Origin of the sequence: Pseudomonas sp. RSB 5.4, from assembly GCF_037126175.1 — a bacterium.
GTDB lineage: Bacteria > Pseudomonadota > Gammaproteobacteria > Pseudomonadales > Pseudomonadaceae > Aquipseudomonas > Aquipseudomonas fluorescens_H.
Map to the genome: position 1 here is coordinate 563,074 of NZ_CP146986.1, position 25,031 is coordinate 588,104.

The window sequence follows — 25,031 nt, forward strand, 5'->3', positions numbered from 1 at the left end:
CTGTTCGCCCTCAGCAGCCTTCAAATCGTCAAGTCCGGACGATTCTGGCGTTGTCGTAGGCAATGACGCAAGGCGATGTAGCCTCGGGATGTAAGACGCTATTTCTTGTAGGACCTGCCGAAGACGGCGACTGTTTGACCTCGTGCTTCAACGGAAGGGTTTATGCCATGGATCTGTTACACCATCTGCTGCATCTTGAGCAGCGCCTGCTATCCCGTGCTGTGCGCGAGGACGCCGCTGAACTGGCACTGCTGATCGCGGACGACTTTGTCGAATTCGGCGCCAGCGGCGGCATCTGGAACAAATCTGATGTGCTGGAAGCGCTGCCGCAGCAAGTGTTCGCACAACGTACCGTCAGTCAGTTCACGCTCAAGCTGTTGTCGGAGGATTCGGCGCTGGTGACGTATCACTGCCATACCGTCGCTGTCGAGCAGCGGGTGCCGGCGGACAGTTTGCGCAGTTCGGTATGGTGGCGGCAGGGCGAGCAGTGGCAGATGGTTTTTCATCAGGGCACCTTTTGTGCCCGGCCGTGAAGCGGGGGTGAGCGGGCGATAGCTTTCGCGAGCAAGCTCGCTCCCACAGGGAATCTTCGGTGAACACAGGATTTGCGGATGGCAGCGATCAAATGTGGGAGCGGGCTTGCTCGCGAAGGGGGCCTGGACAGTCAGCGCAAATTCAGCCGGCCCGCGCTCTGCTAGAATCCGCCCCATCAACTGCCAGAGACTCTCCCATGAGCGAGCCGATTCGTCTGACCCAATACAGCCACGGTGCCGGTTGTGGCTGCAAGATTTCCCCGCAGGTGCTGGAAGTGATTCTGGCCGGCAGCGGTGCGCAGAACCTTGACCCGAAACTGTGGGTCGGCAATGCCTCGCGTGATGATGCGGCGGTGTACGAGATCGATGCCGAGCGCGGTGTGGTATCGACCACTGACTTCTTCATGCCGATTGTCGACGACCCGTTCGACTTCGGCCGGATCGCCGCGACCAACGCGATCAGCGACATCTATGCGATGGGCGGCGATCCGCTGATGGCGATCGCAATCCTCGGCTGGCCGGTGAATGTGCTGGCGCCGGAAGTGGCGCGGGAAGTGATTCGCGGTGGACGGGCGGTGTGTGACGCGGCGGGTATTCCGCTGGCCGGCGGGCATTCGATCGATGCGCCGGAGCCGATCTTCGGCCTGGCCGTGACCGGTCTGGTGGAAAAGCGCCACATGAAGCGCAACGATACCGCCACCGCCGGTTGCCTGCTGTACCTGACCAAGCCGCTGGGCATCGGCATCCTGACCACCGCCGAGAAAAAGGGCAAATTGCGCCCCGGTGACATTGGTGTGGCCCGCGACTGGATGTGCACCCTGAACAAGCCCGGCAGCCGTTTCGGCAAACTGGCCGGGGTCGCCGCGATGACTGACGTCACCGGTTTCGGTCTGCTCGGGCATCTGGTGGAAATGGCCGATGGCAGCCACCTGACTGCACGCATCGGCTACAACCACGTGCCGCGTCTGGACAGCGTCGAATACTATCTTGAACAGGGCTGCGTGCCCGGCGGCACTCTGCGCAACTTCGACAGTTATTCGAGCAAGCTCGGCCGTCTGCAGGAGTTGCACAAGCGCGTGCTGTGCGACCCGCAGACCAGCGGCGGTCTGCTGATTGCAGTGACTCCCGAAGGCAACGCCGAATTCCTCGCGGTGGCTGCCGAACTGGGCCTGGACCTGGCGCCGATCGGCGAGCTGGTCGAGCGACAGACCCACGCAGTCGAGGTGATCTGATGTCACGCGACTGCACCGATTACCGCGACATTTTCCTCAATGACCGGCCGATGATGGATGCCCGTGCGCCGGTCGAGTTTGCCCACGGCGCGTTTCCCGGCGTGGTCAACCTGCCGCTGATGAACGACCGCGAGCGCGAGCAGGTGGGGACTTGCTACAAGCAGCATGGACAACAAGCCGCCATCGCCCTGGGTGAGCGGCTGGTGTCTGCCGAAGTGCGGGAGCAGCGCATTCAAGGCTGGGTCGAGTTTGCCCGGGCACACCCCGACGGCTATCTGTATTGCTTTCGCGGCGGCCTGCGTTCGCAGATCGTCCAGCAATGGATCAAGGAGCAGGGCGGTATCGATTACCCGCGGGTCGGCGGTGGCTACAAGGCCATGCGCACGTTCCTGCTGGAGACGGTCGATCAGGCCGTGGCCGAGTGCGATCTGGTGCTGCTGGGCGGGATGACCGGCACCGGCAAGACCGAACTGTTGGTGCAGTTGAGTAATGGTCTGGATCTGGAAGGCCACGCCAATCATCGGGGCTCGAGTTTCGGCAAGCGTGCCACCGGCCAACCGACCAACATCGATTTTGAGAACCGTCTGGCCGTTGATCTGCTGAAAAAGCGCGCGGGCGGAATCCAGCAGTTTGTGCTGGAAGACGAGAGCCGGGTAGTCGGCAGTTGTGCTTTGCCACTGCCGTTGTACCGAGGCATGCAAGTGGCGCCGATGGTCTGGCTCGAAGACAGCCTGGAGCAGCGGGTCGAGCGGATCCTCCAGGATTATGTGATCAACCTGCACGCCGAGTTTGTCGCGGTGCATGGCGAGCAGGGCTTTGCGCTGTATGCCGAGCGGCTGATTGCGAGTTTGAACAATATCCAGCGCCGGCTGGGCGGCGAACGCCATCAGCGGATGTTCCTGCAGATGGAAGAGGCCTTGGCGGAGCAGGCGCGCAGCGGATCGGTCGAGGCGTTCCGTGACTGGATCAGCGTGTTGCTGCGCGAGTATTACGACCCGATGTATGCGTTCCAGCGTGAGAAGAAGGGCGGCCGGATCGAGTTCGCCGGGGAGCGCGGGGCGGTGTTGGAGTATTTGCGCGAGCGGGTGAATCAGCAGGTTTGAGGGTGTTCTTGCGGGCCTCTTCGCGAGCAAGCCTGCTCCCACAGGGGATCTGCGTCAGGCACAAAATTTCTGCCCAGTGAAGATCCATTGTGGGAGCGGGCTTGCTCGCGAAAGGGCCGGCACAGGCACCGCAAGAATCAAGTCGGACAAGTCACCTTGCCGTTATCCAGCCCCTGCTTGTAGCTGTGGCTCTGCAGACTGGCCTTGCCGTTGTGCCAGGTCAGGGTCAGCACATACAGCGAATCGAAATCGCCAGCCGCCCAGTCATCGGTGATGGTCTGCTTTTCGCCGACGGCCTTGCCGGCAACCTTGTTGATCAGCTCCGGCAGATAGCCGTGCGACCACGCGGTGTAGATCGTTGCGTTGTGATATTTGTCTTCGGTCAACTCGCGCGCCAGGTCACTGGTGTCGTTGGCGGAGAACTCGATGTTCACCGGCAGGCCGAGCTTGATCGCCGCGGGACTGATGGTCATCAACGGGCGGATGTAGCTGTAGGAGTTGTCTTGTTCGCCTTCCTCGACATTGCGTGTCGGGTTGGCGGCGAACACGTAATCGGCCTTGCCGAATTTTTCCGGCAGCAGGGTCGACAGTTCGATCGCCCGGTTCAGACCCTGGCAGTTGAGCTGGCCGAGACCGCCGGCGGGCTTTTCCGCGTGACGCAGGAAAATCAGGGTCTGGGTGCCGTCCACCGGTTGCGCGCGAATCTGGCTCGATTCGAGCGACAAGGTCAGCGCACTGACCGCCAGCAGGGAGGGCAGGGCCACGTAGGCGCGATGTTTGAAGCGTTTGGCGAAACTCATGAGGTTCGTCATCGAATAAAGGATTCTTCAGCAGATTCGGTTGGGGTTGACCAACCCTTACACCGCGGGCTCCCAGCACCGGATGTTGTCCATGTCGTGTGTTGCGCTTCCTGTGCGAAAGGCATAGCTCAGAGTCCTCTGAGGCCGGTTTGGTTCAGGCACCTTACCCGCAGGATGTTACGGTTCGTGTAGGAGCTGCCGCAGGCTGCGATCTTTTGATCTTGGTTTTTAAAGCCAGATCAAAAGATCGCAGCCTGCGGCAGCTCCTACATTATGATCATTGCTTCCCATGTGACTGGATGCTTCCCATGACCGATCTGTCCGCGTTCCCCATCACCCACAAATGGCCCGCGCAGTACCCTGACTGGATTCAGCTCTATTCCCTGCCGACCCCCAACGGCGTCAAGGTCTCGATCATGCTCGAAGAGATCGGCCTGCCCTACGAGCCGCACCGCGTGGGCTTCGACACGCAGGATCAGCTGTCTCCCGAGTTCCTGTCGCTGAACCCCAACAACAAGATTCCGGCGATCCTCGATCCCCACGGCCCGCAAGACCAGCCGCTGCCGCTGTTCGAGTCCGGCGCGATCCTGATCTACCTCGCCGACAAGAGCGGCCAGTTGCTGGCGCAGGAAGGCGCGCTGCGCTACGAGACGATTCAGTGGCTGATGTTCCAGATGGGCGGTATCGGCCCGATGTTCGGCCAGCTCGGTTTCTTCAACAAATTCGCCGGCAAGGACTACGAGGACAAGCGTCCGCGTGACCGCTATGTCGAGGAGAGCAGACGCCTGCTCAACGTGCTCGACAAACGTCTGGAAGGTCGCGAGTGGATCATGGGCGAGCGCTACACCATCGCCGACATTGCCACGTTCCCGTGGGTGCGTAACCTGATCGGGTTCTATGAGGCGGGGGATCTAGTGGGCATCAGCAACTTTCCGAACGTGACCCGGGTGCTGGAGCGCTTTCTGGCGCGGCCGGCTGTGGTGCGCGGGTTGACCATTCCTTCCTGAGGCCACACATAACCCTGTGGGAGCGGGCTTGCTCGCGAAGGCGTCGTGTCAGTCAACACGTCTTTTTCTGATACACCTCCTTCGCGAGCAAGCCCGCTCCCACAGGAATAGTGATGACGCCCGCAGATTATTGCGTCCTCGGTAATGCACTCTTGATTGATCCAGGTTTGTACCTGCGCCCACCGAAGGCATAAGCTTCGCCCCCTACGACTTTCGTCTCATCTGCCGTTTTCAGGAAGATCCATGTCCAGCCAGTTCCCCGAAGCACGTCCCCGCCGTCTGCGCCGCAATGCGAGCCTGCGCAGTCTGTTCCAGGAAACCGAGTTCAGCCTGAATGATCTGGTGCTGCCGATTTTCGTCGAAGAAGAGATCGATGACTTCGTGCCGATCAAGAGCATGCCGGGGGTGATGCGCATTCCCGAGCGCAAGCTGGCCAGCGAAATCGAGCGCTATGCCCGTGCCGGCATCAAGTCGGTGATGACCTTTGGCGTATCCCATCATCTGGACGCCAACGGCAGCGACACCTGGCGCGAAAACGGCCTGGTTTCGCGCATGTCGCGGATTGCCAAGGACGCGGTGCCGGAAATGATCGTGATGTCCGACACCTGCTTCTGCGAATACACCGATCACGGCCACTGCGGTGTGATGCACAACCACGAAGTCGACAACGACCAGACCCTGATCAACCTTGGTAAACAGGCGGTGGCCGCGGCGCGTGCCGGCGCTGACGTGATTGCCCCGTCGGCGGCGATGGACGGTCAGGTGCGGGCGATTCGCCGCGCGCTGGATGACGCAGGTTTCACCCAGATTCCGATCATGGCTTATTCGACCAAATTCGCCTCGGCGCTGTACGGCCCGTTCCGCGAGGCCGGTGGCAGTGCGCTGAAGGGCGACCGCAAAAGCTATCAGATGAACCCGATGAACCGCCGCGAAGCCCTGCGTGAATCGCTGCTCGACGAGCAGGAAGGCGCCGATGCGCTGATGGTCAAACCGGCCGGCGCGTACCTCGACATCATCCGCGACATTCGTGAAGCCTCGAACCTGCCGCTGTCGGCGTATCAGGTCAGCGGCGAGTACGCGATGATCAAGTTCGGCGCGCAGGCCGGTGCGATCGACGAGGACCGTGTGGTGCGTGAAAGCCTGGGCGCGATCAAGCGCGCGGGTGCGGATCTGATCTTCACCTACTTTGCGATGGATCTGGCATTGGCCGGGATCTGACAGACACCACAGAACCCCTTGTGGGAGCGGGCTTGCTCGCGAAGGCGGTGTATCAGCAACGAATGGGTTGACTGACCCGCCGCCTTCGCGAGCAAGCCCGCTCCCACAGTGGGGTTGTGCTGTGTCAGGGGCAGGCGAAGAACGCCCTTATTCCGTGATCCCTGAAATACCGCTCGATCACTTTCGGATCCGCACTGTTATCGGCAATCGCCACATAGGTATCCGGGCGCAGCAGATAAAACCCGTTACGCGCCAACCCCGCCGTATCAAACGCCGGCCGCCAGTCGAACACGTGCAGCGGCAGGTTGTGTTCATTGCACCAGGCGATCATCTCGTCGCTGGTGTCGCCGTACACATGCACCTGCCAGCACGGCTGCCGCAGCGGTTCGTAATTATCCCCCTCACCATCATGCGCCCACGGCAAGCGGTCGCCACCGTGGACGTGGCCGGCCGTGCCCTGGCTCAGCGGCATGCCGCGGTAGTTGAGGGTGACTTGCGAGACGGTGCGGAAGAGGAACTCGCGGCTGGCCTCGAATGAGGCCATTTTCGGGATCAGAAACGGTGCCAGGCGCGTGCGCAGCAGATCGGCGATGCGCCCCTCGGCGGTGACGAAACTGAACACTTTGTCGGTGGTCGATACGAGTCGCCGGGCGAAGGCGATGCGTTCGGTTTCGTACGTGTCGAGCAGCTTCGCCGTGGCGCTGCCGTTGAGCACGGCGGCGAGTTTCCACGCCAGATTGATCGCATCGCCAATGCCGGTGTTCATGCCCTGACCGCCCGCCGGGCTGTGCACGTGCGCGGCGTCGCCGAGGAGAAACGCCCGACCGCTGCGAAAGTGCTCGGCCACGCGGTGATGCACGCGGTAGGTCGAGAACCAGTTTACGTCTTCGATGTGCACTTTCAGGTGTTCGATGGCGCGGCTGCTGACATCGGAGAATTCCAGGCTTTCGGCGCGATCCGCGCGCACGTCACGCACCGTGCCGATCAGGCGGGCACGGCCTTCGCCGGCCAGTGGAAACACGGCGAGGAAGTCCGCTTCATCCAGATCCAGGTGCAGCTCACCGTTCATCGCCGGGCCGCTGGCCTTGACGTCGGCGACGTAGAAAATCTGCTGATAGGTACCGCCGGGGAAACCGGTGTCGAGGGTTTTGCGCACCACTGAGCGGGCGCCATCACATCCCGCCAGATAGCAGGTCTGGCAGATTTCCTGTTCGCCATCGGGCAGGCGCAAATGCGCGGTGAGGCCGTCGCCGGTCTCTTCGAAACTTTCCAGGGTGGTGTCGCGTTCGACGGTGACGCCGTAATCTTCGAGACGCTCGATCAGCAGCCGTTCGTGTTGATCCTGCGGGAAGATTTCGACGAATGCGTAGGGCGTCAGGCCTTCGCCGATGCGGTTCAGCGGCAATTGCGCGACCGGTTTGCCGTTGACCCAGAAATTTGCTGCCGCCACCCGATGGCCGTTGCGCACCACGGTGTCGGCCAGATCCAGTTGCCGGTACAACTCCAGCGTGCGCGCCTGCACCGCCAGCGCTCGTGACGTACTGCCGGGGGCGGAGGCCTTGTCGATGATGCGCACGCGCACACCGAGTTTGCTCAGCCACAGGGCCAGCACCAGACCGGTGGGGCCGGCGCCGATGATCAGAACGTCACTGCGGTTCATGGGCCTGTCCTCCGTTGGCTGTGCAGCAAGTATGGATCAGATGGAAAGGGTAGCCAGTGCCGGCCTCTTCGCGAGCAAGCCCGCTCCCACAGTCGAACGCATTCCAAGGTGGGAGCGGGCTTGCTCGCGAAGGGGGCTTATGACCCGGCGCAAAAAAAGGCCCCGCAACGGCAAAGCTGCGGGGGCCCTTGTTACGAAGGGATGACGTTTAGAAGTCGATGGTGCCCGACAACTTCGCCACGCGCGGCTCACCCTGGGTCAGATAGCCGCCCTGCGCCGATTCCCAGTATTTCTTGTTGGCCAGGTTTTCGACGCCCAGACGCAGGGTCACGTCTTTCTGCGAGACCTTGAACGCGTAACGCGCACCCGCGTCGAAGCGGTTCCAGGTCGGCAGACTAAGGTTGTTGGCTGCGTCGGCATATTGGCCGCCGGTGCGCAGCATCCGCGCATTCAGCGCCACGCCTTGCAGGCCCGGTACATCCCAATCGGCGCCGGCGTTGAACTGGAAGCTCGGCACGCCAATGGCACGGTTACCGTCGTTGGCGCCGTTCTGGGTGTTCTTCAGTTCGGTGTGCATCACGGTCACGCCGCTGAGCAGGCGCAGGCCGCTGATCGGCTCGCCGAAGACGTTCATTTCCACGCCTTTGTTGATCTGCTCGCCTTCACGCACGTAGGTGCAAGTGGTGGCACTGTTGATTTCACAGTAACCATCGCTTGGCTGCTCGATGCGATACACGCCCAGGCTCGCACCGTAAGTGCCCATGTCGACTTTGACTCCGGCCTCGGTCTGCTTGGAGCGTGCCGGCGCGTAGACTTCGTTGCCGTTGGTTACCTGGAAGCCACCGGTGCTGGCCGGCGAGGTCGGGCCCTGGGCCAGACCTTCGATGTGGTTGGCGTAGAACGACACGTGCTCCCACGGCTTGAACACGATGCCGTAGACCGGCGTGGTGATCGATTCGTCGTAGCTCGACTTGCGGCTGCCGCTGCCGTAACTGGCGTAGTTGTAGCCCTGCACCACCAGTTGCTGGCGACGCAGGCCGGCGGTGATCAACAGGCGATCATCGAAGAAACCGAGGGTGTCGGAGAGCGCGAGGCTGCGGTTGAAGGTCTTGCCGACAATGCCCGGATCGCTGACGTCGCCGCCGGAAAAGTTGCCGACCGGCGACGGGGTTTCCACCGGGTGGTAGATGTTGTTGGCGTACTTGGTCAGGTCGAAATCATAGGCGCTGCGCTGCTCGGCCCACAGACCGCTGAGGCCGAAGTTGAGCTTGTGGCTGACAGCACCGGTGTTGAACTTGCCGTTCAGGCCGGCCATCAGGCTGGTGTTGTCTTCATCGTGAGGGATGAACGAGCCGGTGGTGAACGAGGCGCCGTTGTTGCCCACCAGCGTGGTCGAATTGTAGCGCCCGACTTCGCGGGTGTGCTTGGCGCCGCCGGCGACGTATGCGGTCCAGTTGTCGTTCAGGTCGTATTCGGCGCGGAGCATGCCGAAGGTGTCTTCGATGTCGGTGTAACCCCACTTCGGCGCGTAATTGGTGTCGGCCGACGGCGCGTCCGGAATGTGCGTGGCGGTGCCGAGGTTGACCGAGTTGCGCCCACCGTTGACGCGTTCCTTCTGATAGGCGAAGTCGCCGGAAATACGCAGCGCGTCACCGCGATAATCAAGGCCGATGCTGAACAGTTTCGAGCGCTGGTTTTCGTGGTCGATGCCGGTATCACCTTCGCGCTGGGACAGGTTGATCCGGGCGCCGAAGCGATTGTCTTCGCCGAAACGCTGGCCGATGTCGAAGTGCTGACCGATGCGGCCTTCGCTGTTGATGTCGGTGGTGTAGCGGCGCAGCGGCTCGTCGCCGGCGCGCTTGGGTTGCAGATTGACGCCACCGCCGATACCGGAACCGGTCGGAGTCACGCCGTTGATGAAGGCGTTCGGGCCTTTGAACACTTCCACGCGCTCCAGGGCGTCGGTGGAAATGATCTGCCGCGGCAGCACGCCGTACAGGCCGTTATAGGAAATGTCATCACCGTTCAGCGGCAGGCCGCGGATCATGAACAGCTGCGCCTGGTTGGAGAAACCCGAGGCCTGACGTACCGAAGAATCGTTGAGCAGCACGTCGGCGACGTCTTCGGCCTGCTGGTCCTGAATCAGCTGTTCGGTGTAGGACGCAGCGCTGAACGGCACGTCCATCATGTCCTGATTGCCCAGCACGCCGAGCTGACCGCCACGGGCGACCTGACCGCCGGAATAAACCGGGGGCAGGGCGCTGGGCGTCGGCGCCTGGGCATTGATGTTGACGTTGTCGAGCACCAACGCCTTGCTGTTGTCATCGGCCGCGTAGGCAGTGACCGTCAGGGAGCACAGTAAAGCGAGAAGCGTTGGGCGAAAAGGAACACCGGGTCGAGCAGGAGTGGACATGTTTCGTACCTGGCGGCGCGCCGCCGATGAGAAAATTTGAACGGCGCGGGGAACTCCTTGCGCAAATGCGACTCCAGGCGCAAATGATAGGAGTTCGCAGTAACGTTTTGCAAACGGTTTATCTTGCTGAAATTCCAGACCTGAATGGAAACCTGTGGTGAGGGGATAAATCCCCTCACCACAAAGGTCACTGATCCTAGCCTGCGTCACACTTTTGATCGTATGGTGAACCCGCCTCAATGCACGCCAAGGAGCGCCATGCACACCCCTCGATTACTGATCACCCTTGCCGCGCTGTTGGTGCTCGCCGGTTGCGCCGGCCAGCGCAGCCAGGCGCCGGCGCCGCGTGCGCCCGCCGAAGTGAAGGCCGAAATCGTGCGGCTGATGCCGGCGAAAGTGCCCGACCGCCAGGGCTGGGCCACCGACATCTACGCCGCGTTCGCCGCCCAGCACATCAGCCCGACCACGCAAAATCTGTGCTCGGTGCTGGCCGTGGCCGAGCAGGAGTCGACTTTTCAGGTCGACCCGACTGTGCCGGGCCTGGGCAAGATCGCCCGCGACGAAATCGATCGCCGTGCCGGCAAGGCTCACATCCCCGGAATGCTGGTCAGCGCCGCACTGGCCGTGCGTTCGCCCACCGGCAAAACCTATAGCGAACGCCTCAACGCGGCACGCAGCGAGAAGGAGCTGAGCGCAATCTTCGACGACTTCATCGGCATGGTGCCGATGGGCCGCACCTTGTTCGGCGGCTTCAACCCGGTACACACCGCCGGGCCAATGCAGGTCAGCGTCGAATTCGCCGAGCAACATGCCAAGGATTATCCGTACCCGGTAAGCGGCACGATTCGCCACGAAGTGTTCACCCGCCGTGGCGGCATGTACTTCGGCATCGCCCATTTGCTCGGCTATCCGGTGAGTTATCGCGAGCCGCTGTACCGCTTTGCCGACTTCAACGCTGGTTGGTACGCCAGCCGCAATGCCGCGTTCCAGAACGCCGTCAGCCGAGCCTCGGGCATCCCGCTGGCGCTGGATGGCGATGTGATCCGCTACGACTCGATCATGCCCGGTAGCACCGAGCTGGCGGTGCGCACCCTCGGCAAGTCGCTGGGCATGCGCAACCCGACCATTCGCGATCAACTGGAGAAGGGCAAGACTCTGGAGTTTGAAGACACCAAGCTTTATCAACGAGTGTTCGAACTGGCCGAGAAGGCCGAAGGCAAGACTTTGCCGCGCGCGGTGTTGCCGGGGATCGTGCTGCAGAGCCCGAAAATCACCCGCAAATTGACCACGGCATGGTTCGCCAAACGGGTGGACGAGCGCTACAAACGCTGCATGGCCAAGGGGTGATCCTGCCGTTGGCGGCGAAGCAGCTACAGTTGACCCTGGAGATCGTGCAAACAAGTGAAAGGGGGGCGTCATGTATCAACTCTACGGGCACAGAAATTCAGGCGCCGCCGCCATCGAGGCGGCGCTGGAGTTGTGCCAGATCGCTTATCGCTTCATCGATATCGAAGCCTCGAGCGAAGCCGCCGAGGCGCTGGCGCAGCTCAATCCATTGAAGCAGGTACCGACCCTGCAATTGCCCGATGGCAGTGCGATCACCGAGAGTGTGGCGATTCTGATTCATCTGGGCCTGAGTTTTCCCGAGTCCGGTCTGTTGCCGGCCAAGGCGGCGGATCGCGACCAGGCGATTCGCGGCATGGTCTACATCGCCAGCAATTGCTACGCGGCCATCGGCGTCATCGATTACCCCGAGCGCTGGCTGGTGATGCCGGACGAAGCTTCGCGGCAGAACCTGATGGCCGGCGCCCGCGAGCGTTTGCACTGGAGTTGGGAGGTGTTCGCCGACCAGTTTTCCGCCGAGCTGTATCTGGACGACGAAAAACCGGGAGCACTGGACGTGCTCGCGGCGGTGGTGACGCGTTGGGCGGGGAGTCGCGAGCATCTGCGCCAGACGCGGCCGGGGTTTCATGCGTGGTTGCAGCGCATTGACCGGCATCCGGTGCTGGCACCGGTCTTCGCCCGGCATTGGCCGTCCTGAACACCCCATAAACCAAAATGTAGGAGTGAACTCTGTGGTGAGGGGATTTATCCCCGATGGACTGCGAAGCGGTCCCGGCTTTTCTGGGGGGGCTTCGCGCCCCATCGGGGATAAATCCCCTCGCCACAGGGCTCACTCCTGTAAGTGGGAAGGGTTTATTCCCCGCGAATGTACTGCTCCAGCTGTTTGATCAGCTCCGCCTGTTCGGCAATCGCTTCCTTGACCAGGTCGCCGATCGACAACAGGCCGATCAGCTTGCCGTTCTCCACCACCGGCAAGTGGCGCAGGCGTTTGTCGGACATGATGCTCAGGCAGGTGTCGACGGTCTGGTGGGTGTCCACGGTGATCACCGGCGAAACCATGATGTCGCGCACCGGTGTGCCCACCGACGAACGCCCGTGCAGCACCAGTTTGCGCGCGTAGTCACGCTCACTGATGATGCCGACCACCTTGTCGTCTTCTACCACCAGCAAGGCCCCGACGTTCTTTTCGGCCATCTTCATCAGCGCTTCGAGCACCATGTGATCGGGTTTGATCTGGTGCACTTCCTGATTTTTCTGATCTTTGAGCTTGAGCAGTTGGGCGACGGTCTTCATGGCGGTTACTCAGGTGTTGTCGTTGTTCTCCAAGCATCGTAGACGCTGGCGCGCAGAGCAAGGTGGCAAAGCGGCAGATAGCACGCAAAAAACGTCATTTGCCGGTTTTTCCGGCTTCGCTCTAACCCTGTGGCGAGGGAGCTTGCTCCCGCTGGACTGCGTAGCAGGCCCAAACCCTGAGAATCCGGTTTGCCTGATGCACCGCATTGCCTGGTTTTACGACTGCTGCGCAGCCGAGCGGGAGCAAGCTCCCTCACCACAGGGAATGGGGTTATCGCTTGAAGGGCAGCGTAGAATGCCCCTCTGATTCAATTCCTGAGGTTGCAGTGGTGGATTTACAGCAGGGCTTCGTCCTGACCCGGCACTGGCGCGATACCCCGGTCGGTACCGAAGTCGAGTTCTGGCTGGCGACCGACGCCGGGCCGCGCCGTGTGCGCCTGGCGCCGCAGACTTCGGTGGCGTTTATCCCCGCCGTACAACGCGAAGCAGCCGAACGCCTGCTGCACGACGAAAAGAACGTCGAACTGCGCCCGCTGGCCCTGCAGGATTTCGAGCATCGCCCGGTGCTGGGCCTGTATTGTCAGCAACACGGCCAGTTGCTGCGCCTGGAAACCGCGCTCAACCGCGCCGGTGTCGACGTTTATGAAGCCGACGTGCGCCCGCCGGAACGCTACCTGATGGAGCGCTTCATCACCGCGCCGGTGCTGTTCAGCGGCACTGCCGATGCCGACGGCGTCTTGCTCAACGCCCAACTGAAGCCCGATCCCAAATACCGGCCCAAACTGCGCCTGGTCTCGCTGGACATCGAAACCACCGAAACCGGCGAACTGTATTCCATTGCTTTGGAAGGTTGCGGCCAGCGTCAGGTGTACATGCTCGGCGCGCCAAATGGCGATGCCAGCATCGTCGACTTCGATCTCGAATACTGCGACTCGCGCACCGTGATCCTGAAGAAACTCAACGACTGGTTCGCCCGCCACGATCCCGACGCAATCATCGGCTGGAACGTCGTGCAGTTCGACCTGCGCATCCTCCACGAACATGCGCGGCGCCTCGGCGTGCCGCTGAAAATCGGGCGCGGCGGCGAAGAGATGCAGTGGCGCGAACACGGTAGCCGCACGCACTACTTTGCCTCGGCGGCGGGGCGGCTGATCATCGACGGCATTGAATCGCTGCGTTCGGCGACCTGGAGTTTTCCCTCGTTCAGCCTGGAAAACGTCGCGCAGACCCTGCTCGGCGAGGGCAAGGCGATCGACAACCCGTACCAGCGCATGGACGAGATCAACCGCATGTTCGCCGAGGACAAACCGGCGCTGGCCAAGTACAACCTCAAGGACTGTGAGCTGGTCACGCGGATCTTCGCCAAGACCGAGTTGCTGACGTTTCTCCTCGAACGCGCCAGCGTTACCGGGCTGCCGGCGGATCGCAGCGGTGGCTCGGTGGCGGCGTTCACTCACCTTTACATGCCGCTGATGCACCGCCAGGGTTTCGTTGCGCCGAACCTGGGTACCAATCCGCCGCAGGCCAGCCCGGGCGGCTTCGTCATGGATTCGCAACCGGGCCTCTACGAGTCGGTGCTGGTGCTCGATTACAAGAGCCTGTATCCGTCGATCATCCGCACCTTTCTGATCGACCCGGTGGGCCTGATCGAAGGCCTGCAACACCCGGACGATGCCGATTCAGTGCCGGGGTTTCGGGGCGCCCGATTTTCGCGCACCCGGCATTGCCTGCCGTCAATTGTCGCGCGGGTCGCCGAGGGCCGCGAGACCGCCAAGCGCGAGCACAACGCGCCGCTGTCGCAGGCGTTGAAAATCATCATGAACGCCTTCTACGGCGTGCTCGGTTCCAGCGGTTGCCGGTTTTTCGATACGCGTCTGGCGTCGTCGATCACCCTGCGCGGCCACGAGATCATGCTGCGCACCCGTCAGCTCATCGAAGCGCAGGGCCACGCAGTGATCTATGGCGACACCGACTCGACCTTCGTCTGGCTGCGCCGTCCGCACGGGCAGGAGGAAGCGGCGCAGATCGGTCAGGCGCTGGTCAAGCACGTCAACGACTGGTGGCGCGAGCATGTGCGCGAGGAGTACGGCCTGCAAAGTGCCCTCGAATTGCAGTACGAAACGCACTACAAACGTTTTCTGATGCCGACCATTCGCGGCGCCGAGGAGGGCAGCAAAAAGCGCTACGCCGGACTGGTGAGCCGCGCCGACGGCAGTGAAGAAATGGTCTACAAGGGCCTGGAAACAGTGCGCACCGACTGGTCGCTGCTGGCCCGACAATTCCAGCAGGAACTGTACGAGCGGATCTTCCAGCGCAAGCCGTATCAGGATTATGTGCGCGATTACGTGCGCAAGACCCTGGCCGGCGAATTCGATGAGCGACTGGTCTACCGCAAGCGCCTGCGCCGCACGCTCGATGACTACGAACGCAACGTACCGCCGCATGTGCGCGCGGCGCGGCTGGCCGACGATTACAACGCACAGCACGGGCGCCCGCGGCAGTATCAGAACGGTGGCTGGATCAGTTACGTGATCACCCTGGCCGGGCCGGAACCGCTGGAAGTGCGCCGCGCCGCCATTGACTACGACCACTACATCACCCGCCAGCTGCAACCGGTGGCCGATGCGATTCTGCCGTTTGTCGACGACGATTTTTCAACCCTGATCGGGGGGCAACTGGGCCTGTTTTGAGTCCAGCAGTTGCAGGGTCCATTCGTCGAGGATGCCGTGGAAGTAACGTTCGAGTGCCTGATTGAACAGACTGTCCTCGGCGCCAAACTGGGCAAACAGCGTCATCGAGGAGTGAAACTTCAGGTCATCGGGGTGGCCGAAAATCTCGGCAATCGAGCGCTGACGGATGTTCAGCACCAGCTGCGTGCAGGTGCGCAGTCGAGCGCCGAGCAGGTCATGGTCCAGGTAAGCCTCGGCTTCCTCGGCAGACTGAATGGCGAAGCGCCGGGACATTTCGCTGCCGCCCAGCCCGGCAAACTGCGGAAACACAAACCACATCCAGTGGCTGCGCTTGCGCCCCTCACCGAGTTCACGCTGGATCCGTTCGAATACCGGATCCTGGGCCTGGACGAAACGCTGAAGATTGAACGGGTCGCACTGATCAGTGCTTCTCATGACGAAGCCCTCGCCAGCCGGCAGCGACTCAGACCATCGCCAGCCGCTGCTTGCGTTGTGGCGCTTTAAATACCTGGTCCAGCGCCGCCAGATCCCCGGCATCCAGTTGCAACTGCGCCGCTTGTGCATTGAGTTGCACGTGTTCCGGTCGCACAGCCTTGGGAATCGCAATCACACCATCCTGACGCAGAATCCACGCCAGTGAAACCTGTGCCGGGGTCACGTTGTGACGAGCGGCAATCTGCTTGAGCACCGGTTCGGCGAGCATCGCGCCGCCCTGACCGATCGGGCAGTACGCCATCAACGGCATACGCTGTTGTTGGCACCATGGCAGCAAGTCGAATTCGACGCCGCGCTCTTCCAGGTTGTACAGCACCTGATTGGTGGCGCAGGCAGGATTGGCCAGCTCTTCGAGGTCATCGACGTCGAAATTCGACACGCCCCAGCGGCCGATCTTGCCGTCCTCGCGCAGGCGTTCGAACGCTTCGACGGTTTCATCCAGCGGATACTGGCCGCGCCAATGCAGTAGATAGAGGTCGATGTAATCGGTGTCGAGCCGGCGCAGGCTGCGCTCACAGGCTTGGGGGATGCCTTTGCGGCTGGCGTTGTGCGGGTAGACCTTGCTCACCAGAAACACCTGATCGCGCAGACCGGCAATCGCTTCGCCGACCACGCTTTCGGCACCGCCCTCGGCGTACATTTCCGCCGTGTCGATGAGGGTCATGCCCAGTTCGATGCCTTGGCGCAGCGCGGACACTTCACGCGGGTGCGCCGAGCGATCTTCGCCCATGCGCCAAGTGCCCTGGCCAATCACTGGAACCTGCACGCCTGCCAGTTCGAGGGTACGCATTCAAACCTCCTGTGCTGATGGTCGATACCTTAGTGGGCAGCAGGATAGCGCAGGGGTTCCAATGGAGGGCGATGAACCTGTGGCGAGGGGATTTATCCCCGATGGGCGCGCAGCGCCCCCAAGAAGCAGGGTTGCTGCGCAACCCATCGGGGATAAATCCCCTCACCACAAGGCAAGTGTCATTTAGCGGAGAACTTCAACACCACGCTGTGGTTGTAAGTCTGCCCCGGATCGAGACGCGTACTTGGGAAATCCGGCTGATTCGGCGAGTCCGGATAATGCTGAGTCTCCAAGGTAAACGCGCCCCAGTGCGGATAGACCTTGCCACCCTTGCCCTTGACCGTGCCGTCGAGGAAGTTGCTGGTGTAAAACTGCACCCCCGGCTCGCTGGTGAACAGCTGCAAATGCCGCCCGGACTGCGGATCGCTGACTTCAGCGGCGACCTTGCTCACATCGCCTTTGGTATCCAGCACCCAGTTGAAATCGAAGCCGCCCTGTTTCGGTTCGGCGAATTTCAACTGCGGGTGATCGGCCTTGATGTGCGTGCCGATCGCGGTGGGCTTGGTGAAGTCCATCGGCGTACCGGCCACGGGTGCCAGTTCGCCGGTCGGGATCAGCTTGGCCGTGACCGGGGTATAGCGGCTGGCGTGCAGGGTCGCGACTTGTTTCAACACGTCGCCATTGCCGGCGCCGACGAGGTTGAAGTAGCTGTGGTTGGTCAGGTTGAGCACTGTCGGTTTATCGGTGCTGGCCTTGTACTCGATGCGCAGTTCGTTGCTGTCGGTCAGGCGATAGGTCACTTGCGTGGTGAGGTTGCCGGGGAAGCCCATTTCGCCGTCCGCCGACAGGTAGGTCAGGGTCACGCCGACCGAATCCTTGTCTGTGACGGGCTCGGCTTTCCAGACCCTTTTGTCAAAGCCCACAGTGCCGCCATGCAAGGCGTTGGACTTGTCGTTCTGCGGCACCTGATAGCGCTTGCCGTCGAGTTCGAATGCACCGTCGGCCAGGCGATTGCCGAAACGGCCGATAGTCGCGCCGAAATACGCCGTGCCTTTCTGGTAACCCTGGACATCGTCGAAACCGAGCACCACGTCAGCGGCTTTGCCGTGTTTGTCCGGTACCAGCAGCGATTGCAGGGTGGCGCCGTAGGTGATGACGGTCGCCTGCATGCCGTGGCTGTTGCGCAGAATGTATTGCTCGACGGGCGTGCCGTCATTGGTTTTGCCGAAGGCTTTGTGTTCGGCGCTGAGGCCGGCCGCGTTGGCGGAGAGGGTGGCGATCATCAGGGACAGTCCGAGGCCGGAGAGCAGGTGACGTGATTGAAGCATGGTTGACCTTCCTTTTTGTTGTTGTTTTCAAAACAGGGTAATAGTCATGCTAATTGTGGGTTGAGTCAGAATTTATAGCCGGTTAAAGGTTTAGTTCAAATATAAAGTCATACTAAATAGTTGCCGAAGGTCGGGAAATCGTGCCAGCGCTGCACTTTTCCGGATTCGACGGCTCTATCCATGGCCAGGATGCGGCGACGCCCGCCGCGCAGGAATGTGCCTGTTCGAGAATTCATGCCGAGAGTTTTTCCCCCGATCGCCCGATTCGTTCGCCGCCCGTGCCTGTTGCTGGCCTGTCTGTCGTCGCTGTTTGTCAGCGGTTGCACGCACCAGACCGGCAACGGTTTCATCGCTCAGATGCGTGACGGTCAACCGCAGGAATTCCTGCAGACCAGCGTCGATCGCATGGCCACGTTGGCGATGCGCGACAACCTCAACAGCCTTTATCGCCTGATGGGCAAGCTGTATTTGCGTAACCCGGAAGAACTGCGCAAGTCGGGCTTCCTCGACATCAACACGGCGGTGAAACAGGTGCGCTTGGCCGTCGAGCAGCAGCAACCGTTACCGGTGTTGGGCGGGCGCAAAGATCTGGCGGCGCTCAGCTATGCGATGAGTCCGGAGTTTCTCGGGGATCGGGTCGGCGCCTTCATCTATGCCATCGGCAGCATGCTGGTCACCGCCCATGGCAATCGCGTCGAGTTCTACATGACCGATGCGATCAACCCGACCTTCGTCCACAACGCCGCGCGCAACATCGAGAAAGCCACGTGGATTCTGTCCCAGCGCCAGAACAAGGAAGGCCAGCCCTTGCTGTTCTCCAACGAAATCTCGGAGGAGGGTAGCAACCTCAGTTTCGCCACCGAATTCGGCAAGATCGTCGCGCGCCTCGACTTGCTGACGCAGATGCTCGACGAGCGCTACCGGCGCATCGGCCTGAATTACGCGCAGAGCCTGCTGTTCCTGAATTTCCTGCCGGTGCAGTAAGTGCGGAGATCCAATGTGGGAGCGAGCCTGCTCGCGAAAGCGATCTGCCAGGCGCTGAATCTCTGATAGATCCAGCGCATTCGCGAGCAGGCTCACTCCCACATTGATCAAATTGTGAGTGGGGTTTTTGTATACAATCCATCGCTACTATTGATCCAAAGGGAGCTGCACCTGTCATGACCGACTCCGCAAGCACCGAATTCACCCGCCTCGACCACGCCACCCGTGCAGAAAAACTGCCCTATGCCGCGTTGCTGGCGTTCGCCATGACCGGCTTTATCGCCATCCTCACCGAAACCCTGCCCGCCGGGCTGCTGCCGCAAATCGGCGCCGGGCTTGGGGTCAGCGAAGTGCTCGCCGGGCAACTGGTGACGCTGTATGCGCTGGGCTCGATCGTCGCGGCGATTCCGCTGACCGTCGCCACCCGGGGCTGGCCACGGCGGCGGGTGCTGCTGATGACGGTCGGCGGTTTCCTGGTGTTCAACACCATCACCACGTTCTCCAGCCATTACGGTCTGACCCTCGCTTCGCGGTTTCTAGCCGGGATGGCAGCTGGCCTGTCATGGGGGATCATGGCCGGTTACGCCCGCGGGATCGTGCCGGCGCATCAACAGGGGCGGGCGTTGGCGATCGCCATGCTCGGCACCCCAGTGGCACTGTCGCTGGGCACACCGGCGGGGACTTGGCTGGGCAACCTGATCGGTTGGCGCGCTTCGTTCGGGATCATGTCGGCGCTGGCATTGGTGTTGGCGGCGTGGATCGTGCTGGCGGTGCCCGATCGTCCGGGCCAGACCAGCGCCGAACGCCTGCCGCTGCTGCAATCGCTGCGTCTGCCGGGCGTACGGCCGGTGCTGTTCGTGGTGCTGACCTGGATGCTCGGGCACAACATTCTCTACACCTACATTGCGCCGTTCCTGATGCAGGCCGGGCTGGCCGAGCGGGTCGATCTGGTGCTGCTGGTGTTTGGTCTGTGTTCGCTGGTCGGGATCTGGATCATCGGCCTGCTGGTGGATCGCTGGTTGCGCTGGCTGACCCTGATCAGCCTCGCGGTGTTTGCCGTGACCGCCCTGGTGCTGGCGCTGATGTCACCGTCGCCGTGGCTGATCTACACCTGCATGGCCGTGTGGGGCTTGTCGTTTGGTGGCTCGGCGACGTTGCTGCTGACGGCAGCAGCGGATTCGGCTGGCGAGCATGTGGACGTGGTGCAGGCGATGCTCACCACCTCCTGGAACGTGGCGATTGCCGGCGGCGGTCTGTTTGGCGGGCTGCTGCTGGATCGGGCGGGGGCGATGTCGTTCCCGTGGGCGCTGTTGATCCTGTCGCTGATTGCGCTGGCGACGGTGTGGATCAACCGTCATCACAGTTTCAAACCGGGCCGGCGCGTGCATTGATCTACCTGGCACCCTATAACCCCTGTGGGAGCGGGCTTGCTCGCGAAAAGGGCGTGTCAGTCGACATCTACGTGAATGACTCACCGTCTTCGCGAGCAAGCCCGCTCCCACTCAGATAAAGGCGGTGTGGCTGGAAGGCATAACGATAGACCGCATTGATATATGTGGTTATATGAAAAATCGCTATGCTGCGGGCCAGATTTTTCCTGTCGTTTTTTCTGGACGTCTTAATGGAATTGGCAAATTTCGGCCTGGTGATTGCCGGGCTGGTGGTAGGTTTTATTGTCGGCATGACCGGTGTCGGCGGTGGTTCCTTGATGACGCCGATCCTGCTGTGGTTCGGCATCAACCCGGCAACAGCGGTGGGCACTGACCTGCTGTATGCAGCCATTACCAAATCCAGTGGCGTGCTGGTGCACAAGAAAAACGACAACATCGACTGGGCCATCACCGGTTGGCTGACCCTCGGCAGCGTGCCAGCGGTGGCAATGACCTTGTGGTTTCTCAGCAGTCTGCACACCGCGCCCGACGCAATGAACGCAATCATCAAACAAGCCTTGGGTTGGGTGCTTTTCGCCACCGCGCTGGCGATTCTGTTCAAGAAGCGCCTCCTCGAATTCGCCCACAAACGCGCTGGCGGCAACTACAACCCGAGCGGCGCGCGCCTGAATGTGATGACGGTGATCACCGGCCTGATCCTCGGCACCATGGTCGCCCTGACTTCAATCGGCGCCGGCGCCTTGGGCACGGTCGCGCTGTTCATCCTCTACCCGCTGTTGCCGACCCGGCGTCTGGTCGGCACCGAAATCGCCCACGCCGTACCGCTGACCCTCGTTGCGGGGCTGGGGCATGCGAGCATGGGCAACATGGATTGGGGCGTGCTGGGCTTCCTGCTGATGGGTTCGCTGCCGGGCATCTGGCTCGGCAGCCACCTGACCGGGCGCATTTCCGATGAATTGCTGCGCCCGTGCCTGGCGACCATGCTGCTGTTGATCGGTTACAAACTGGCGTTCTGATGTAGGAGCTGCCGCAGGCTGCGATCTTTTGACCTTCAAAATCAAAAGATCGCAGCCTGCGGCAGCTCCTACACTGGGGTATGAATGATGTTGAATTTCATGACGGTCACCGGCAGTTCTTCGTAAACCAGATCCTCGACCACCTCCCATCCCAGCCGCGCATACAGCGACTGCGCCGCGTCGGTGTACAGATACAACTCGGCCACCCCCAACGCCGCCGCTTCATCGACGATCCTGTTGACCAGCTGCGAAGCAATCCCGCGCCCGCGTTCTTCCGATTTTACGTAGACGCCCGCCAGCCATGGCGTCAGTTGGGGACGGATCTTCATGTCGCTGTCGATCAACAGCGCGCCACCGAGCAATCTGCCGTCTTCAATGGCCACCACCACGCTGGGAATTGCACCTTTGCCGCAGGCGGCGCGCATCCGTTCGGTGCGGGCTGCAAGGGTGTCGCCGGGACGGAACTCGCCCCATTCCTTGAAATTGAGTTCGGCCAGTTCCTCAATCAAATGCGGGTGATCGCACAGGTAGTCGATGTGCATGGGGTGAACTCCATTTCGTGAGCAGAACGGCCACCCTAATGCGCTCATAAAAGGTAATCAAATCCGCGTCACGATTACGCCGATGCGGTTGCGCAATGACGGGGCTGACCTAAGCTTCTGACAAGGCGAAACATATTTGCCGGGCACGACCCCGGAACAATCGCCACGATGCGCAATCATTAGAGCGTGGATATCAAAAGGAGATGCGCATGCTCATCAGGTCACTGACCCTGACACTCTTGCTGGCGATTGCCGGCCCCTTGTTCGCCGCTGACAACGACTCGCCCATAGCCGGGGATATGGGACGGGCCCGACCGCTGATCGTAATCGCACAAAGCACCGTCGACCCGGTGTGGGTGGGGCTGAAAAAATCGCTGGACGATCCGGCGAGCAAGAAAGGTGTGACTGATCGCAACATCAAGGTCTACACCATCCTCAATATGGCCGGTCAGCTCGATGGCAAAGACCTCGGCCAGCAAGACACCATGGCTTTGCTGCGTTCGCTGAAACTCGGTGCCGGCGCGTACCCGAAAGTGTTCCTGATCGGCAAGGACGGCGAAATCAAACTTTCGGCCTCGGGCGATGAAGCGAAGTCGGTAGACCTGAAGAAAATCTTCGACACGGTTGATGCGCTGCCGGCCAGCGAGAAAGACATCACCGTACCAACGGTCGCCGATACCAAGGCCACTGCCGCCGAACCGGCAGCCAAGAAAGGCGAGAAGGGCGCCAAGCCAACCAAACCCGCGAAACCGAGCAAGCCGCCGGAAATGCCGGATGATTGACGGCATGGCCTGAATCAAAAAAATGGGCGACCTCTGCAGGGTTGCCCATTTTTATTGCCCGTTTGTGGAGAGGGGATAAATCTCCTCGCCACAGTTTCAATATCAGTCAGTCAGGGCGCTGAATATTTCGTGGGCAATCTTCACCCGTTCCGCATTCGGGTAATTCTTGTTCGCCAGGATCACGATGCCCAGATCCTTCGACGGCACAAACGCCACATAGGCGCCGAAGCCTCCGGTCGCGCCAGTTTTGTTGTAGAGCACGTTGGCCGGTTCAGGCTGTGGCGAGGCCAGCCATTTGACCTTATGCGCTTCCATGGCCATCGGCGTCGAGTTGCCGTTCTGCAATTTATCGAGGCTGATCGGGTAGGCGTAACGCTCCCAGCCCAGACCTTGGGTCATGTCGCCAACGGTGTAGTAACCGGTGTGGGTCGCGGCGATAGCTTTTTGCAGTGGCGCTTCAAGGCTGGCCGGTTTCAGGTTGGCCTCGACATACCGCAGCAGATCCGCAGCACTGGTTTTAATACCGTAGGCTTCGGAATCCAGTGCGCCTGGAGTGACCCGAACCGGTTGGTCTTTCTTGTCGTAACCTTGGGCGTAAAGCTTGGCTTCGGACGCGGGCACATGGATGAAGGTTTGCTTGAGGCCGAGTTTCGGCAGCAGGGTTTCGCTCATCACCTGATCATATGGCTGACCGAGGGTCTTGGCGGCCAGATAACCGAACAGGCCCAGGCTCGGGTTGGAATACAGGCGCTGGCTACCGGCCGGGAAGCTCGGTTTCCACTGTTGGTAGTAGCCGAGCATCTTGTCCGCCGAGTCCCACTCGTCAGGGAATTGCAGCGGCAGGCCGCCGGCGCTGTAGGTGCCCAGTTGCAGCACGCTGATGCCATCGAAGGCGCTGCCCTTGAGTTCTGGCCAGATCTGGCTGGCCTTGGTCGACAGGTCCAGTTTGCCCGTCGCCTGCGCATAGCCGGCCAGGGTCGCGGCGAAGGTTTTGCTCACCGAGCCGATTTCGAATAGGGTGTTTTCGCTGACTTTCTGCCCGGTATCCTTGGCGGCGACGCCGTAATTAAAGTAATGCGGCTGGCCGTTGACGGTGATGGCCACGGCGAGGCCGGGGATGTTCTGCTGCTGCATCACCGGGGTGACGGATTTGTTCACCAGGGCTTGCAGTTGCTCGTCGCTGGGCGTGGCAGCCATGCACGCTGCGGCGCCGAAAAACAGGCCGAAAGCGCTGCAGGAAATGACGTTGCTCGGATTGATGAATGACATAAATGAACCACTCTCCATGAGTGTTGAGGGTGTTATCCCGCTAGACTGCGGGCAATTGCAATGTTGGGCAGCTGATCAGCGCCGACAATTTAGGCAGTCTGGCACTCGTCGACAAACGATGATATTTCGCATGAGCCATTAGAAAAATTTGGGACTGGGCATGATTCGACCTCAATTGCCGCTCAATGCACTGCGCGCGTTCGAAGCCTCGGCACGGCATCTGAGCTTTACCCGCGCCGCCGTGGAACTGTGCGTGACCCAGGCGGCGGTGAGCCATCAGGTCAAAAGCCTTGAAGCGCAGCTCAATGTCACCCTGTTCAAACGCCTGCCCCGTGGGCTGATGCTGACCAGTGAAGGGGAAACCCTGCTGCCGGTGTTGACCACGTCGTTCGATCATATCGCGCAGATGCTCGAGCGGCTGGCCGGCGGTCAGTATCGGGAAATGTTGACCGTGGGCGCCGTAGGAACCTTTGCGGTCGGTTGGCTGCTGCCGCGACTGGCAGACTTCCAGGCGAAACATCCGCTCATAGATTTGCGGCTGTCGACCAACAACAATCGTGTCGACGTCGCCGCCGAAGGTCTGGATTACGCGATTCGTTTTGGCGCCGGAGCGTGGCATGGCATCGAGGCAACGCGTCTGCTCGACGCTCCACTATCGGTACTGTGCGTACCGGAAATTGCCCGGCAGCTGCACACCCCGGGCGATCTGCTGCAACAACGCTTGCTGCGTTCCTATCGCACCGATGAGTGGCCGGAGTGGTTTCACGCCGCCGGCCTGGCCACCCACGCGGCACCGCCGCAGAGCATTGTGTTCGATTCGTCGCTGGCGATGATGGAAGCGGCGCTGCAGGGCAGCGGGGTGGCCTTGGCGCCGCCGCTGATGTTCGCCCGGCAACTGGCGGCGGACGTGATTCGCCAGCCGTTTGCGATTGAAATCACCACCGGCAGTTATTGGCTGACGCGCTTGCAGTCGCGGCCGGAGACGGCAGCGATGACGGCGTTCAAAAACTGGCTGCTACAAATCTCTGCCTGATACAAATCCCCCCTGTGGGAGCGGGCTTGCTCGCGAAGGCTGCGTGTCAGTCAATATTTGAGTTGAATGACACTCCGCTTTCGCGAGCAAGCCCGCTCCCACATTTGA

Annotated in this window: 22 protein-coding genes; 13 read left to right on the forward strand and 9 right to left on the reverse strand. The window is 61.3% G+C overall.

What is annotated here, in order from left to right; translation table 11 throughout:
- The first annotated feature begins 167 nt into the window (after positions 1-167).
- From V9L13_RS02345 to mnmH, 3 genes are all read left to right on the forward strand, one after another.
- Positions 168-533, forward strand: a complete 366-nt coding sequence (locus V9L13_RS02345) for a DUF4440 domain-containing protein (RefSeq protein WP_338801347.1) — start codon at positions 168-170, stop codon at positions 531-533.
- Positions 534-730: 197 nt separating this feature from the next.
- Positions 731-1,765: a selenide, water dikinase SelD gene (gene selD / locus V9L13_RS02350; RefSeq protein ID WP_338801348.1), complete on the forward strand. Its 1,035-nt coding sequence runs from the start codon at positions 731-733 to the stop codon at positions 1,763-1,765.
- Entirely contained in the window at positions 1,765-2,868 is a 1,104-nt protein-coding gene (mnmH, locus tag V9L13_RS02355; RefSeq protein ID WP_338801349.1) for a tRNA 2-selenouridine(34) synthase MnmH, read from the forward strand. Before selD ends, mnmH begins: the two co-directional genes overlap by 1 nt.
- Before the next feature lie 137 nt (positions 2,869-3,005).
- On the opposite strand, the gene V9L13_RS02360 is transcribed toward mnmH, so the two are convergent.
- The gene (locus V9L13_RS02360) at positions 3,006-3,680 is read right to left on the reverse strand and encodes a hypothetical protein (RefSeq protein ID WP_045122368.1); all 675 of its coding nucleotides are present in this window, start codon (positions 3,678-3,680) and stop codon (positions 3,006-3,008) included.
- A 296-nt stretch (positions 3,681-3,976) separates the two neighbouring features.
- Between V9L13_RS02360 and V9L13_RS02365 the strand changes: the two genes are divergently transcribed.
- Together V9L13_RS02365 and hemB are read left to right on the forward strand one after the other, a co-directional pair.
- The gene (locus V9L13_RS02365; protein WP_338801350.1) at positions 3,977-4,675 is read left to right on the forward strand and encodes a glutathione binding-like protein; all 699 of its coding nucleotides are present in this window, start codon (positions 3,977-3,979) and stop codon (positions 4,673-4,675) included.
- A gap of 243 nt (positions 4,676-4,918) precedes the next feature.
- The gene (hemB, locus tag V9L13_RS02370; protein WP_003223551.1) at positions 4,919-5,893 is read left to right on the forward strand and encodes a porphobilinogen synthase; all 975 of its coding nucleotides are present in this window, start codon (positions 4,919-4,921) and stop codon (positions 5,891-5,893) included.
- A gap of 124 nt (positions 5,894-6,017) precedes the next feature.
- Here hemB and V9L13_RS02375 read toward each other — a convergent pair whose 3' ends face one another.
- Positions 6,018-7,553, reverse strand: a complete 1,536-nt coding sequence (locus tag V9L13_RS02375) for an FAD-dependent oxidoreductase (RefSeq protein ID WP_338801351.1) — start codon at positions 7,551-7,553, stop codon at positions 6,018-6,020.
- A 208-nt stretch (positions 7,554-7,761) separates the two neighbouring features.
- Positions 7,762-9,966 (reverse strand): TonB-dependent siderophore receptor, encoded by a 2,205-nt coding sequence (locus tag V9L13_RS02380; RefSeq protein WP_338801352.1) that lies wholly within the window; start codon positions 9,964-9,966, stop codon positions 7,762-7,764.
- 258 nt (positions 9,967-10,224) lie between these two features.
- Between V9L13_RS02380 and V9L13_RS02385 the strand changes: the two genes are divergently transcribed.
- Together V9L13_RS02385 and V9L13_RS02390 are read left to right on the forward strand one after the other, a co-directional pair.
- Positions 10,225-11,313, forward strand: coding sequence for a DUF1615 domain-containing protein (locus tag V9L13_RS02385; protein ID WP_338801353.1), 1,089 nt, complete (start codon positions 10,225-10,227; stop codon positions 11,311-11,313).
- Positions 11,314-11,383: 70 nt separating this feature from the next.
- Entirely contained in the window at positions 11,384-12,007 is a 624-nt protein-coding gene (locus tag V9L13_RS02390) for a glutathione S-transferase N-terminal domain-containing protein (RefSeq protein ID WP_338801354.1), read from the forward strand.
- Positions 12,008-12,162: 155 nt separating this feature from the next.
- Here the strand turns inward: V9L13_RS02390 and V9L13_RS02395 are convergent, their stop codons facing one another.
- Complete coding sequence (locus V9L13_RS02395) at positions 12,163-12,603, reverse strand: CBS domain-containing protein (RefSeq protein ID WP_338801355.1); 441 nt, start codon at positions 12,601-12,603, stop codon at positions 12,163-12,165.
- Between the two features lie 329 nt (positions 12,604-12,932).
- Here V9L13_RS02395 and V9L13_RS02400 point away from each other — a divergent pair, with 329 nt between their 5' ends.
- Positions 12,933-15,293, forward strand: a complete 2,361-nt coding sequence (locus V9L13_RS02400; RefSeq protein ID WP_338801356.1) for a DNA polymerase II — start codon at positions 12,933-12,935, stop codon at positions 15,291-15,293.
- On the opposite strand, the gene V9L13_RS02405 is transcribed toward V9L13_RS02400, so the two are convergent.
- From V9L13_RS02405 to V9L13_RS02415, 3 genes are all read right to left on the reverse strand, one after another.
- Positions 15,258-15,728 (reverse strand): DUF1810 domain-containing protein, encoded by a 471-nt coding sequence (locus tag V9L13_RS02405; protein WP_338801357.1) that lies wholly within the window; start codon positions 15,726-15,728, stop codon positions 15,258-15,260. The genes V9L13_RS02400 and V9L13_RS02405 overlap by 36 nt on opposite strands.
- A gap of 28 nt (positions 15,729-15,756) precedes the next feature.
- Complete coding sequence (locus V9L13_RS02410; RefSeq protein ID WP_338801358.1) at positions 15,757-16,578, reverse strand: aldo/keto reductase; 822 nt, start codon at positions 16,576-16,578, stop codon at positions 15,757-15,759.
- Positions 16,579-16,757: 179 nt separating this feature from the next.
- Complete coding sequence (locus tag V9L13_RS02415; protein ID WP_338801359.1) at positions 16,758-17,906, reverse strand: aldose epimerase family protein; 1,149 nt, start codon at positions 17,904-17,906, stop codon at positions 16,758-16,760.
- Between the two features lie 234 nt (positions 17,907-18,140).
- Here V9L13_RS02415 and V9L13_RS02420 point away from each other — a divergent pair, with 234 nt between their 5' ends.
- From V9L13_RS02420 to V9L13_RS02430, 3 genes are all read left to right on the forward strand, one after another.
- Positions 18,141-18,890, forward strand: a complete 750-nt coding sequence (locus V9L13_RS02420) for a hypothetical protein (RefSeq protein ID WP_338801360.1) — start codon at positions 18,141-18,143, stop codon at positions 18,888-18,890.
- 176 nt (positions 18,891-19,066) lie between these two features.
- The gene (locus V9L13_RS02425) at positions 19,067-20,281 is read left to right on the forward strand and encodes an MFS transporter (RefSeq protein WP_338801361.1); all 1,215 of its coding nucleotides are present in this window, start codon (positions 19,067-19,069) and stop codon (positions 20,279-20,281) included.
- 230 nt (positions 20,282-20,511) lie between these two features.
- Positions 20,512-21,297, forward strand: a complete 786-nt coding sequence (locus tag V9L13_RS02430) for a sulfite exporter TauE/SafE family protein (protein WP_338801362.1) — start codon at positions 20,512-20,514, stop codon at positions 21,295-21,297.
- Between the two features lie 68 nt (positions 21,298-21,365).
- On the opposite strand, the gene V9L13_RS02435 is transcribed toward V9L13_RS02430, so the two are convergent.
- A complete protein-coding gene (locus V9L13_RS02435) occupies positions 21,366-21,839 on the reverse strand; it encodes a GNAT family N-acetyltransferase (protein WP_338801363.1) in 474 nt (157 codons plus the stop codon).
- Positions 21,840-22,048: 209 nt separating this feature from the next.
- On the opposite strand from V9L13_RS02435, the gene V9L13_RS02440 reads away from it, so the two are divergent.
- On the forward strand, positions 22,049-22,621 hold the full coding sequence (locus V9L13_RS02440; RefSeq protein WP_338801364.1) for a DUF4174 domain-containing protein: 573 nt from the start codon (positions 22,049-22,051) through the stop codon (positions 22,619-22,621).
- Positions 22,622-22,723: 102 nt separating this feature from the next.
- Here the strand turns inward: V9L13_RS02440 and ampC are convergent, their stop codons facing one another.
- Positions 22,724-23,890 carry a class C beta-lactamase gene (gene ampC, locus V9L13_RS02445; RefSeq protein WP_338801365.1) on the reverse strand — a complete coding sequence of 389 codons (1,167 nt, stop codon included), beginning with the start codon at positions 23,888-23,890 and terminating at the stop codon, positions 22,724-22,726.
- A 160-nt stretch (positions 23,891-24,050) separates the two neighbouring features.
- Between ampC and V9L13_RS02450 the strand changes: the two genes are divergently transcribed.
- Positions 24,051-24,923, forward strand: a complete 873-nt coding sequence (locus V9L13_RS02450) for a LysR family transcriptional regulator (protein WP_045122372.1) — start codon at positions 24,051-24,053, stop codon at positions 24,921-24,923.
- The last annotated feature ends 108 nt before the right edge of the window (positions 24,924-25,031 follow it).

Excerpts from the sequence above, each read along its gene's own strand:
- V9L13_RS02410 (WP_338801358.1), bottom strand. The coding sequence starts at position 16,578 with ATGCGTACCCTCGAACTGGCAGGCGTGCAGGTTCCAGTGATTGGCCAG.
- V9L13_RS02390 (WP_338801354.1), top strand. The coding sequence starts at position 11,384 with ATGTATCAACTCTACGGGCACAGAAATTCAGGCGCCGCCGCCATCGAG.
- V9L13_RS02440 (WP_338801364.1), top strand. The coding sequence starts at position 22,049 with ATGCTCATCAGGTCACTGACCCTGACACTCTTGCTGGCGATTGCCGGC.
- ampC (WP_338801365.1), bottom strand. The coding sequence starts at position 23,890 with ATGTCATTCATCAATCCGAGCAACGTCATTTCCTGCAGCGCTTTCGGC.
- V9L13_RS02375 (WP_338801351.1), bottom strand. The coding sequence starts at position 7,553 with ATGAACCGCAGTGACGTTCTGATCATCGGCGCCGGCCCCACCGGTCTG.
- V9L13_RS02360 (WP_045122368.1), bottom strand. The coding sequence starts at position 3,680 with ATGACGAACCTCATGAGTTTCGCCAAACGCTTCAAACATCGCGCCTAC.
- V9L13_RS02365 (WP_338801350.1), top strand. The coding sequence starts at position 3,977 with ATGACCGATCTGTCCGCGTTCCCCATCACCCACAAATGGCCCGCGCAG.
- V9L13_RS02450 (WP_045122372.1), top strand. The coding sequence starts at position 24,051 with ATGATTCGACCTCAATTGCCGCTCAATGCACTGCGCGCGTTCGAAGCC.
- V9L13_RS02415 (WP_338801359.1), bottom strand. The coding sequence starts at position 17,906 with ATGCTTCAATCACGTCACCTGCTCTCCGGCCTCGGACTGTCCCTGATG.
- V9L13_RS02345 (WP_338801347.1), top strand. The coding sequence starts at position 168 with ATGGATCTGTTACACCATCTGCTGCATCTTGAGCAGCGCCTGCTATCC.
- V9L13_RS02380 (WP_338801352.1), bottom strand. The coding sequence starts at position 9,966 with ATGTCCACTCCTGCTCGACCCGGTGTTCCTTTTCGCCCAACGCTTCTC.
- V9L13_RS02395 (WP_338801355.1), bottom strand. The coding sequence starts at position 12,603 with ATGAAGACCGTCGCCCAACTGCTCAAGCTCAAAGATCAGAAAAATCAG.
- V9L13_RS02430 (WP_338801362.1), top strand. The coding sequence starts at position 20,512 with ATGGAATTGGCAAATTTCGGCCTGGTGATTGCCGGGCTGGTGGTAGGT.
- V9L13_RS02425 (WP_338801361.1), top strand. The coding sequence starts at position 19,067 with ATGACCGACTCCGCAAGCACCGAATTCACCCGCCTCGACCACGCCACC.
- hemB (WP_003223551.1), top strand. The coding sequence starts at position 4,919 with ATGTCCAGCCAGTTCCCCGAAGCACGTCCCCGCCGTCTGCGCCGCAAT.
- V9L13_RS02405 (WP_338801357.1), bottom strand. The coding sequence starts at position 15,728 with ATGAGAAGCACTGATCAGTGCGACCCGTTCAATCTTCAGCGTTTCGTC.
- V9L13_RS02385 (WP_338801353.1), top strand. The coding sequence starts at position 10,225 with ATGCACACCCCTCGATTACTGATCACCCTTGCCGCGCTGTTGGTGCTC.
- selD (WP_338801348.1), top strand. The coding sequence starts at position 731 with ATGAGCGAGCCGATTCGTCTGACCCAATACAGCCACGGTGCCGGTTGT.
- mnmH (WP_338801349.1), top strand. The coding sequence starts at position 1,765 with ATGTCACGCGACTGCACCGATTACCGCGACATTTTCCTCAATGACCGG.
- V9L13_RS02420 (WP_338801360.1), top strand. The coding sequence starts at position 18,141 with ATGCCGAGAGTTTTTCCCCCGATCGCCCGATTCGTTCGCCGCCCGTGC.
- V9L13_RS02435 (WP_338801363.1), bottom strand. The coding sequence starts at position 21,839 with ATGCACATCGACTACCTGTGCGATCACCCGCATTTGATTGAGGAACTG.